Annotated in this window: 8 protein-coding genes; 5 read left to right on the top strand and 3 right to left on the bottom strand. The window is 71.1% G+C overall.

Features of this window, described 5'->3' with window-relative positions:
• The first annotated feature begins 79 nt into the window (after positions 1-79).
• A complete protein-coding gene (locus tag ABZ646_RS30430) occupies positions 80-2,347 on the top strand; it encodes a heterodisulfide reductase-related iron-sulfur binding cluster (RefSeq protein WP_360525760.1) in 2,268 nt (755 codons plus the stop codon).
• A 655-nt stretch (positions 2,348-3,002) separates the two neighbouring features.
• Positions 3,003-4,331 (top strand): hypothetical protein, encoded by a 1,329-nt coding sequence (locus ABZ646_RS30425; protein ID WP_360525757.1) that lies wholly within the window; start codon positions 3,003-3,005, stop codon positions 4,329-4,331.
• Between the two features lie 13 nt (positions 4,332-4,344).
• On the opposite strand, the gene ABZ646_RS30420 is transcribed toward ABZ646_RS30425, so the two are convergent.
• Positions 4,345-5,451: a substrate-binding domain-containing protein gene (locus tag ABZ646_RS30420; protein WP_360525763.1), complete on the bottom strand. Its 1,107-nt coding sequence runs from the start codon at positions 5,449-5,451 to the stop codon at positions 4,345-4,347.
• Positions 5,452-5,853: 402 nt separating this feature from the next.
• Here ABZ646_RS30420 and ABZ646_RS30415 point away from each other — a divergent pair, with 402 nt between their 5' ends.
• Complete coding sequence (locus tag ABZ646_RS30415) at positions 5,854-6,708, top strand: GAF domain-containing protein (RefSeq protein WP_360525754.1); 855 nt, start codon at positions 5,854-5,856, stop codon at positions 6,706-6,708.
• A 176-nt stretch (positions 6,709-6,884) separates the two neighbouring features.
• Here the strand turns inward: ABZ646_RS30415 and ABZ646_RS30410 are convergent, their stop codons facing one another.
• Positions 6,885-7,217, bottom strand: a complete 333-nt coding sequence (locus ABZ646_RS30410; RefSeq protein WP_360525751.1) for a helix-turn-helix domain-containing protein — start codon at positions 7,215-7,217, stop codon at positions 6,885-6,887.
• Between the two features lie 134 nt (positions 7,218-7,351).
• Here ABZ646_RS30410 and ABZ646_RS30405 point away from each other — a divergent pair, with 134 nt between their 5' ends.
• Complete coding sequence (locus tag ABZ646_RS30405) at positions 7,352-8,362, top strand: Ppx/GppA family phosphatase (RefSeq protein ID WP_360525748.1); 1,011 nt, start codon at positions 7,352-7,354, stop codon at positions 8,360-8,362.
• A gap of 506 nt (positions 8,363-8,868) precedes the next feature.
• Here the strand turns inward: ABZ646_RS30405 and ABZ646_RS30400 are convergent.
• Positions 8,869-9,714, bottom strand: a complete 846-nt coding sequence (locus tag ABZ646_RS30400) for an RNA polymerase sigma factor SigF (RefSeq protein ID WP_360525745.1) — start codon at positions 9,712-9,714, stop codon at positions 8,869-8,871.
• 280 nt (positions 9,715-9,994) lie between these two features.
• On the opposite strand from ABZ646_RS30400, the gene ABZ646_RS30395 reads away from it, so the two are divergent.
• Positions 9,995-10,354, top strand: a complete 360-nt coding sequence (locus ABZ646_RS30395) for an ATP-binding protein (protein WP_360525742.1) — start codon at positions 9,995-9,997, stop codon at positions 10,352-10,354.
• The last annotated feature ends 23 nt before the right edge of the window (positions 10,355-10,377 follow it).

The raw sequence follows: 10,377 nt of genomic DNA, 5'->3' as shown, positions 1-10,377 counted from the left end.
GAATAAGTTACCGCTTAGTAATTTCGGGCACCCTCGTGAAGAGACCCGAAGAGACCCCTCGCAGGCCCGAGGAGCCCCCATGCAACTCGCCGCGATCATCGTGTCGCTGGTTCTGATCGTGGTCGGCGTGGCGTTGTTCGCCCGCGCCGTCCTGCAGATCTACAACTTCATGCGGCTCGGTCAGAACGTGCCCGCCGGCACCCGTACCGACGAACCCGTCCAGCGGACCGTCACGGTGGTCCGGGAGTTCCTCGGGCACACCCGGATGAACCGCTGGGGCATCGTCGGCGTCGCGCACTGGTTCGTCGCGGTCGGCTTCTTCTCGCTGCTGCTGACCATCGTCAACGCCGTCGGCCAGCTCTTCCAGGCCGACTGGATCCTGCCGGTCATCGGCGACTGGGCGCCGTACAACGTCTTCGTCGAGTTCATCGGCACCATGACGGTCCTCGGCATCCTCGTGCTGATCGCGATCCGCCAGCTGAGCAAGCCGAACCGGCCGGGCCGCAAGTCCCGCTTCGCCGGTTCCAACTTCGGCCAGGCGTACTTCGTCGAGACGGTCATCCTGATCGTCGGCGTCTGCATCTTCACGCTGCACGCCCTGGAGGGCGCCCAGCACCACGTGGACTCCTACGAGGCGTCGTTCTTCATCTCCTACCCGGTGGTCTCCTGGTTCCGGGGCATGGACGTCTCCACGCTCCAGAACCTCACCTACTTCTTCGCCGGTCTGAAGATCGCCACCTCGTTCATCTGGATGATCGTGGTCGCCCTGAAGACCGACATGGGTGTGGCCTGGCACCGCTTCCTGGCCTTCCCGAACATCTGGTTCAAGCGGAACGCGACCGGCGAGACCTCGCTCGGCGCCCTGCTCCCGATGACCTCCGGCGGCAAGCCGATCGACTTCACCGACCCCGGTGAGGACGACGTCTTCGGCGTCTCCCAGGTGGAGCAGTTCTCCTGGAAGGGCCTGCTCGACTTCTCGACCTGCACCGAGTGCGGCCGCTGCCAGTCGCAGTGCCCCGCCTGGAACACCGGCAAGCCGCTCTCCCCCAAGCTGCTGATCATGTCCCTGCGGGACAACGCGCACGCCAAGGCGCCCTACCTGCTCGCGGGCGGCGGCAAGACCGCCGAGGGCGAGGAGAGGGGCTCCGAGGAGCAGCTCGCCCAGGTCCCCGCGGCCGCGCTCGCCGAGGCCGAGCGCCCGCTGATCGGCACCGCCGAGGAGAACGGCGTCATCGACCCGGACGTGCTGTGGTCCTGCACCACCTGCGGCGCCTGCGTCGAGCAGTGCCCCGTCGACATCGAGCACGTCGACCACATCGTCGACATGCGCCGCTACCAGGTCATGATCGAGTCCGCGTTCCCGTCCGAGGCGGGCACGATGCTCAAGAACCTGGAGAAGAAGGGCAACCCCTGGGGCCTGGCCAAGAAGCAGCGCCTGGAGTGGCTCAAGGAGGTCGACTTCGAGGTCCCGGTCGTCGGCAAGGACATCGAGGACCTCACCGAGGTCGAGTACCTCTACTGGGTCGGCTGCGCGGGATCCCTGGAGGACCGCGCCAAGAAGACCACCAAGGCCTTCGCCGAACTCCTCCACATCGCGGGCGTCAAGTTCGCGATCATGGGCGGCGACGAGAAGTGCACCGGCGACTCCGCCCGCCGCCTGGGCAACGAGCCCCTCTTCCAGGAGCTCGGCATGGAGAACGTCGCCGCGCTGAACATGGCGTTCGGTGAGGATGACGAGGACCCCTCGACGAAGAAGCCGAAGTCGGCCAAGAAGATCGTCGCCACCTGCCCGCACTGCCTCAACACGCTCGGCAACGAGTACCCGCAGCTCGGCGGCGACTACGAGGTCATCCACCACACGCAGCTGCTCCAGCACCTGGTGGACGAGGGCAAGCTGGTCCCGGTCACCCCGGTCGAGGGCATCATCACCTACCACGACCCCTGCTACCTGGGCCGCCACAACAAGATCTACACGCCCCCGCGCGAGATCATCGGCAAGGTCCCGGGCCTGCGCAACGAGGAGATGCACCGCCACAAGGAACGCGGCTTCTGCTGCGGCGCCGGCGGCGCCCGGATGTGGATGGAGGAGCGGATCGGCAAGCGCATCAACAACGAGCGCGTCGACGAGGCCCTCTCGGTCAACCCCGACATCGTCTCCACCGCCTGCCCGTTCTGCCTCGTGATGCTCACGGACTCCGTCAACGGCAAGAAGAACGATGGCAAGGCCAAGGAGTCCATCCAGGTCGTGGACGTGGCCCAGCTGCTGCTCGACTCGGTCAGGACCCCGGTGGACCCGGCGGGCGAGGCCGAGCCGGAGAGCGCGCCGGAGCCGGAGCCGGTGAAGTAGGAGAAGCGGTACCGGCGGTCACGGCCGCCCGGTCCGACGCCCCTCAGGCCCCGTCCGGGCCCGGGGGGCGTCGTCGTTCCCGGGTGCCCCGCCCAGGCCTGGCGCAGCAGCGCGGCCCCGAGCGGGGTCAGCGTGTGCAGGACCGTCTGGCCGACCTGCTGGCTGGTCGTCAGCCCGGCGTCGCGCAGCACCGTGGGCTGCCGGCCGGCGCCGGACAGCGAGAACCCCCACGGCCTGCGCCGGCTCCCCCGTGGCAGGCCGTCCGCGACACACCGCTCGGCGGGGAGCGCCTCCTCGGGCACGGCCGGCCGGTTCAGCGGGTACGAGAGGACGGGCGGCAGACCGTCGTCGGCGAGGGCGACCGGCGTACCCCACGAGAAGGGGGTCGGCACGATCCTGGTCCCGCGTCCGCGCAGCCACGGATCGCGGTCCGTCCGGTAGTCCACTTCGAGGACCGGACCTGCAGCTGGCACCGCGGCAGCGCACGTCCCCCGGCCCGTACTGGGCCGGGGGACGTGCCGTTTCCCGTGTCCTCGGATCGGCCCGGCCGGCCACCCGGTCGGACGCGTCGTCGACCCGTACGGCCCCCCTCCGCTCGCGTGCGCGGTCCGATGCGGTTCGGCTGGAGGAGGACCGGATCGACCTGGAGGTACGGGTGACGGACGAGGACGCGCACGGGGACGCCGCGGCAAAACGGTCCGACGTGCAGGAACTGCGGGCGCGGCTGGCGGCCCTGGAACGGGAGCGCGCCCGGCCGCCCCGGCACTACGTCAGGTCCGGCCTCGGCGCCGTGCTCATCGTCCTCGGCTGTCTCCTCGCCCCGCTCTCCGTGGTCGCCGCGTGGGCGGCCGACCAGGTGGCGGACACCGACCGCTACGTGGCGACGGTCGCCCCGCTCGCCTCCAACCCCGACGTGCAGAACGCCGTGGCGAACCGGGCCACCGACGCGCTCATGAGCCACCTCGACCTGCCCGCGCTGCTCGCGGACGTGTCCCCCGCCGACCGGCCCCGGCTGCAGCAGGCGCTGGGCGGCCGGCTGGGCGACGCCCTGGAGAGCGCGGTCCGCAGCTTCGTCCACGACCAGGCCCTCAGGATCGCCGGGTCCGACGCGTTCAGGACCGTGTGGATCGACGCCAACCGCCGGATCCACAGCTCCCTCGACAAGGCGCTCACCGGCAGCGGCGGCGGCGCGGTGCAGCTGACGAACGACTCGGTCACCCTCGACATCGGCCCCCTCGTGGACCGGGTCAAGCAGCGCCTGATCGACTCCGGACTGTCCGCCGCCCAGCACATCCCGTCCGTGCACACCGACTTCACGCTCCTCAGGTCCGACCAGGTGGGCAAGGTCAAGACCTATGTACGGCTGCTGGAACTCGCCGGGAACTGGCTGCCGGTGCTGGCCGTCCTGCTGGTCGCGGCCGGCGTACTGCTCTCGGTGCGGCGGCGCCGGGCACTGGTGGCGGGGTGTCTCGGCGTCGCCGTCGCCACCGGGATCCTCGGCATCGGACTGCGGGTGTTCCGGGTGTTCTACCTCGACCGGCTGCCCGCCGGGGTCTCGCCGGGCGCGGCGGCGGCCGTCTACGACGCGCTGGTGCACTTCCTGCAGACCACCGTGCGGATGGTGATCGCCCTGGCCGTCGTGGTCGCCCTGGCCGCCTGGCTCAGCGGGCCGGGACGGCACGCCGGGCTGGTGCGGCGGCTGTGGACCTCCGGGATCCTGGCGGTACGGAGCACCGCCGACCACGCCGGGCTGCGCACCGGTCCCGTCGGCCCCTTCGTACGCCGGTACCGCACCTGGATCACCTGGCTGCTGGTGGCCGTGGCGCTGCTGGTCTACCTGCTGTGGCCGTACCCGACGGGCTGGGTGGTGGTCGGCATCGCCCTGTGCCTGCTGTTCGCACTCGCCGTCGCGGAGTTCCTGGCGGCCGTGCCCCCGTCCCAGCCCCCGCCCGCCGCGCAGACCCCGGCCCGCACACCCGCCTGAGCCGCGGCCCCCCTCACGTGAGACCGATGGCGGCGCAGGCGGCCGCGTACTTCGCGGTGCAGATCTGCCGGACGGAGTAGACGCCGTCCGCGACGACCGTGTCCTTGATGTTGTCCCTGGTGAGGGAGACCACCGGGACGAGCGTCGCGGGAACGGCCTTTTCGGTCGGGCTGTCGACCTTGTCCTGGGTCAGCGCGTCGTACTGGATGTCCTTGCCCTGCACCTTGTACACCGCCATCTGCGCGGCGTCGGTGGCCTCGTCCAGGAACGACTTGTACACCGTCATGTACTGCTCGCCGGCGACCACGCGCTGCACCGCGTCCAGGTTCGCGTCCTGTCCGGTGACCGGCGGGACCTTGGTGGCGCCCGCCTGCTTCAGGGCGTCGATGACGGCGCCGGCCATGCCGTCGTTGGCCGAGTAGACCGCGGCGATGTTGCCGAGGCCGACCGCGCGGATCGCCTTCCGCATGTTCGCCTCGGCCACCGCGGGCGACCACTTGGCGGTGTCGTACTCCTCGGCGATCCGCACCTTGCCCTTGAGCTCGCTGAGGGCGCCCGCCTTGAACCGCGCCGTGTTCGGGTCCGCCGGGTCGCCGTTCATCATGACGATCTCGCTGGTGGCGGCCTTGCTGCCGAGCGCCTCGATGACGGCGCGGGCCTGGACCTCGCCGACGAGTTCGTTGTCGTGCGAGACGTACGCGTCGATCGGGCCCTGGGCGAGCCGGTCGTAGGCGATGACGGGGATACCGGCGTCCTTGGCCTTGCGGACGTCGGGTGCGATGGCCTTGGCGTCCAGCGCGTCCACCACGATGATGTCGACCTTCCGGGCCACCATCTGCTGGAACTGCCGGCTCTGCTTGGCCTGGCTGGCCTCGGCGTTGGCGTAGTCGACCTTGCCCTTGCCGTGCGTGAGGGCGGCCACCTCCTTCTCGAAGATGGGGTGGTCGAAGGCCTCGAAGCGGGCCGTGTCCTTGTCGGGCAGGAGCAACCCCACCGTGATGTCGTCGCCCTTCTTCGCGGACGCGGAGTCGTCGCCCCCGCCGATGTCGTCGACGGCACCGCACGCGGTGAGCAGGAGGGCGGACGCGGAGGCGGCCAGGACGGGCGCGATACGGGACAAAAGGGTCCTGCGAAGGATGGGAGAGCTCACCTCAGGCGCCTTCCGGAGCGGGGAGTGTCGTGCGCGGCCGATGATGTGAGACGGAAGCAAACGCAAAGTCTCACGGCGCGTCAAGACGTATGGACAATAACGTGGTTGAGGGGTGCCCTTAAGGGAGAGGCTGCGAGCTTTCTGTGCACGGTGTGTGCCGGACCCGTGTGCGGGCGGTGCCCTCCTCGCCGGGCCCCGGGCACCCACCGCCTCGTCCGCTCGGCCCAGGATGCCTGACGGCTCAGGAACGGGGCATGCTTACAGTTGCAGGGAGGGTGCTTCGGCCAGCAGGCACCGCAGTGTGCCGCCGCTCGTGCGCGTACCCGACTGCGGGTTTCCGTATGGGTGCTGACAGTTCAGGAGACCCCGTCAGTGACCGACCATCCGCATGCCCCCGGTCCGCCGTCCGGCCCGTCATCAGAGGCACAGGACCCGGCACCCCAGGATGCCACGCCACTTTCCGTCGACGAGCGGAACCGGCGGCTGGCCCGAGCCGGTGTCGCCCGCGCCGAGGAACTCCTCGTGAAGCGCTATCCGATCCGCTCGCGCGAGGAAGCCTTCGACCTGCTGCGCCGCACCTCGCAGAAGTTCAACGTCAAGCTGCACACCCTCGCCGACGTCGCGGCCCGGCTGCCCGCCCCGGCGGCCGGCGCCCCCAGCTGGGTACCGAGCCGTCCGCAGGGCGCCGCGCCCGCGCTGCCCGCGCTGCGCTCCGGACCGGAACAGCTCACCGGCCACGGCGCCGTCCTCAAGGCCGCGCTGCGGCACAGCCTGCACATCGCCGACGCCCCCATGGGCAATGTGCAGCTGGTGGAGAACGGCCTGCTGCGCCTGGAGGAGCACACCGGACTGAACCGGTGGTTCACCGAGTACTTCGCCTTCGTCGACGACTCGACGACGGCCTGCGCCCGGGCCGCCGAGGAGCGCCGGCAGGTCACCGTCAAGGACGTCGCCGCCTCCGACATCTTCGACGAGCCGTCCCGGGAGGTGATCCTGCAGGCGGGCAGCCGGGCCTGCCACAGCATTCCGCTGGTCAGCCCCCGGGGCCGGGTGATGGGCATGATCTCCACCCACCACGAGAAGCCCCTGAGCGACTTCAGCGTCGCCCAGCTGGCCGCCCTGCACCACGTCGGCGCCCAGGTCGGCCGCTGGCTGCTGTGGCACCGCAACACCGCGGTCCTCGGCGCCCTCGACGCGCTGCACGCCAGCGCCACCCGTGGGGGCTGACCGTCCCCGCGAGACGGGGTCGGATCCCAGGTGTGAATCCGGCCGGCTCGGGCACTTCGGCGTCAAGGGCTCGCTTGGGGACGCAGGCGAGAGCCGTCGGCCCACCGGCGGACGGCTGTGTGTCCGCCGCGCCCTTTTCCCGCGGCCCGTCGGACACGCCCCGGTCCACCACACCCCTAGGCGTTCGTGCCCTGGCGCTCGATCTCGTCCCTGAGCAGCATCGACAGCAGCGCGGCGACCGTCAGCCCGGCCTCGGCCGGATGGCGGAGCACCTTGCTCTCGTCGATGCTGTACTGGTTGGAGCGGCCGTTGCGGATGTGCGAGAGGTACCCGTCCCGCTCCAGGTCCGCGATGATCTTCTGAACGGCGCGTTCCGTGAGCCGGCAACGCGCCGCGATGTCCCGGATCCGCGCGTCACGGTTGTCGGCGATGCTGGCCAGGACGCGCGCGTGACTCGTCAGAAAGGTCCAGCCGGCATGCGGCTCGGGGACTTCCGTCACTCCCACCATGGCCCACATCGTACGATCCAGGATTCGTGTGTGCCAAGATACGAATGAAATTTCCCGTATGTCTTGACGCCCCAATATCGGCCCAGCTGTGCACAGCTCGCATCACCCCGGCGACGCTGGGTACGCACAGGGTCATGAGGGTGAGTGTGGTCGACGCGGGCTCCAACACGGTGCGGCTGGTGGTGGCCGACGCCACGGGCGGGGTGCCGTTGCCGGTGTACACCGCCAAGTGGAAGCTGCGGTTGTCCGAACAAGTGGGTCCGGACGGCTACTTCGGTGAGCGGGCCACGGAGCAGTTGGTCAGGGCACTGCGCCGGGCGACGGAGATCGCGGGGCGCTGGGGTGCGCCGGAGCCGCTGGCGTTCGCGACGGCGGTGGTGCGCAATGCTCCGGACGTCACGGCAGTGCTGCGGGCGGTGGCCCAGGACACCGGGGTACGGCTGTGTGTGCTGCCCGGCGAGATGGAGGCCGAGCTGACCTTCCTGGGGGTGCGGCGCTGGATGGGCTGGCGGGCCGGGCCGCTGGCCGTCTTCGACATCGGGGGCGGTTCCTTCGAGGTGGCGTTCGGGCGGGGCCGGATGCCGGAGTTCGCGGTGTCCCTGCCGCTCGGCGCGGGCCGGCTCACCAACGAGTTCCTCGGTCATGACGGGCGTCCGTCGCCGGAGGAGCTGCAGGCGCTGCGCCGCCGGGTGCGCCATCAGCTGCGGGACGCCACCGCCCGGATCCGGTGGGAGCATCCGCACACCGCCGTCGCCACCTCGCGGACCTTCCAGCAGCTGGCCCGGCTGTGCGGGGCGGCGCCGGGCCGCCGGGGACCGTTCGCCGATCGGGTCGTGCGCCGGGGCGACCTGCGGGGGGCCATCGACCGGCTGGCCGCCCTGCCGGCGGCCGAACGCCACACCCTGCCGGGTATCTCCGCACCGCGGGCCCGGCAGAGTCTCGCGGGGGCGATCGTCGGGCACACCGCGATGAAGCTCAGCGGCGTGAGGACCGTGACGATCTGCCCCTGGGCGCTGCGCGAGGGCATCCTGCTGCGCTACCTGGAGGACGGCGCCGACTGGTGGTCCGACATCGAGCGCACCCACCAGGAAACCCGCCCCCACCCCATCCCGCCTTCGACCGTCACCCCCTGCCCCCACGCCTGACAGCCCAGACCCCGGCCCGCTGACACGACGGGCACCGGCGCGGGGGCATGGTGCCGCCGGGCGAGCGGGACGGCGACCCCGCCCCGCTGCCGACGCACATCGACACCGAGACAACAGGCGACCGAACAAGCCGCCGACCCACCCAGCCGACCCTCCGGGGGCCGGCAGACGGGCGGGCCAGGCGTCACCGGCATCGTGCCGAGCGGCACGGCCGGCAGGCGGGGCAGGCGTCACCGGCATGCTGCCGAGCGGGACAGCCGACAACCCGCCCAGCCGACCCCACGGGAGCCGACAGGGGCGGGCGGGGCGGGCGGGGCGGGCGTCGCCGGCATGCTGCCGAGCGGCACGGCCGACAGCTCACACAGCTGCCCCCACGGGGCGAGCGGGCGGCGGGACGGGGCATCACCGGCACACTGCCGAGCGGGACAGCCGACAACCCGCCCGGCCGGCCTCACGGGGGTCGACAAGCGGGCGGGGCGGGCGTCACCGGTGTGGTGCCGAGGGGGTTACTGGGTGGTGAGGAGGTTTTCGCGGAGGTGGGTGAGGGTGCGGGTGAGCAGGCGGGAGACGTGCATCTGGGACACTCCCAGGCGCTCCCCGATCTGGGCCTGCGTGAGTTCCTCCACGAACCGCATGTGGATGATCTGCCGGTCCCGTTCGTCGAGGGCGGCGATCAGCGGGGCCAGCGAGTGGAAGTCCTCCACCAGCTCCAGGGCCGTGTCCTCGGTGCCGATGAAGTCCTGCAGCACCGCCTCCCCGTCCGTGCTGCCGCCGATGGTGGCGTCCAGGGAGGAGGAGTTGTAGCCGTTGGCGGCGAGGCGGGCCTCCCGTACCTCTTCCTCGGGCAGGCTCATCAGCTCGGCCAGTTCCCGGTCCGTGGGCAGCCGGCCCAGCCGGCTCTGCAGCTCCTCGGTGGCCCTGGCGAGCTGCACCCGGGCCTCCTGGAGGCGGCGCGGGACGTGCACGGCCCAGGTGGTGTCGCGGAAGAACCGCTTGATCTCGCCGACGATGTAGGGGATGGCGAAGGACGTGAACTCCGCCTCCCGGGAGAGTTCGAACCGGTCGATCGCCTTGATCAGGCCGATCATGCCGACCTGGACGATGTCCTCCATCTCCTCCGGCCCGCGGCTGCGGAACCGGCCGGCGGCGTACCGGACGAGGGACATGTTCATCTCGATCAGCGTGCCGCGGGCGTACTGGTACTCAGGCGTGCCCTCCTCCAGGACGGCCAGCCGCTCGAAGAACAGCCGTGACAGCTGGCGGGCGTCCCGCGGGGCCACCTGGGACGGGTCGGCCACCTCCGGAAGCACATCGGTCCGCGTGGCCTCTGTCTTCGTGCTCGTGGACGCCATGCCGTTCCCCTCCCGAGTCCGTTCCCTGCGCGGACGCCGACGGCAGTCGGCGTCGCGGCGCGTCTACCCCTTCATCGTCCCCCTACACCGATGAGTTCGCGAGTGCCCGTCTGCACACCTCGCGCAATACGGGGCAGACGAGACAGACACCCGTTCGGCCGAGGGAAAGGAGGAGACGGTGACAGAAGGACCGGAACAGGGATCGCAGCCCGGGTCGGGGTCGGCGCAGTCGTCGTTGAGGGCTGTGGGATGGGCACGCTCGCTGCCCGCGAGCAGCGGGGTGAGAACGGCAAGAGAGTGGACGCGCGGCCATCTGGCCACGCTCGGTTGGACCCGGACCGCCCCCGACCTGGTGGACTCGGTGCTGCTGACCGTCTCCGAACTGGTCACCAACGCCCACGTCCACGCCCACAGCGCGGCCCAGCTGATCCTGGTCTGGGACGAGGAATGCCTGCACGTGACCGTGCACGACACCTCCCCGCACCTGCCCGAGCAGCGGCGCCCCGACGAGGAGGCGCAGGGCGGGCGCGGCATGCTCCTGGTCGACGCCCTCGCCGACACCTGGCAGGCCCAGCGCTGCCCACGCGGCAAGGACGTCATCGCCTGCTTCCGACCACCGCCCGGCGCCTCGGTCGGCTAGGGGTGCGCACACGCGCAGGGCCC

The sequence above is a fragment of the Streptomyces sp. NPDC007162 genome (genome assembly GCF_040634175.1).
GTDB lineage: Bacteria > Actinomycetota > Actinomycetes > Streptomycetales > Streptomycetaceae > Streptomyces.
This window is presented reverse-complemented; position numbering and strand designations above follow the sequence as displayed.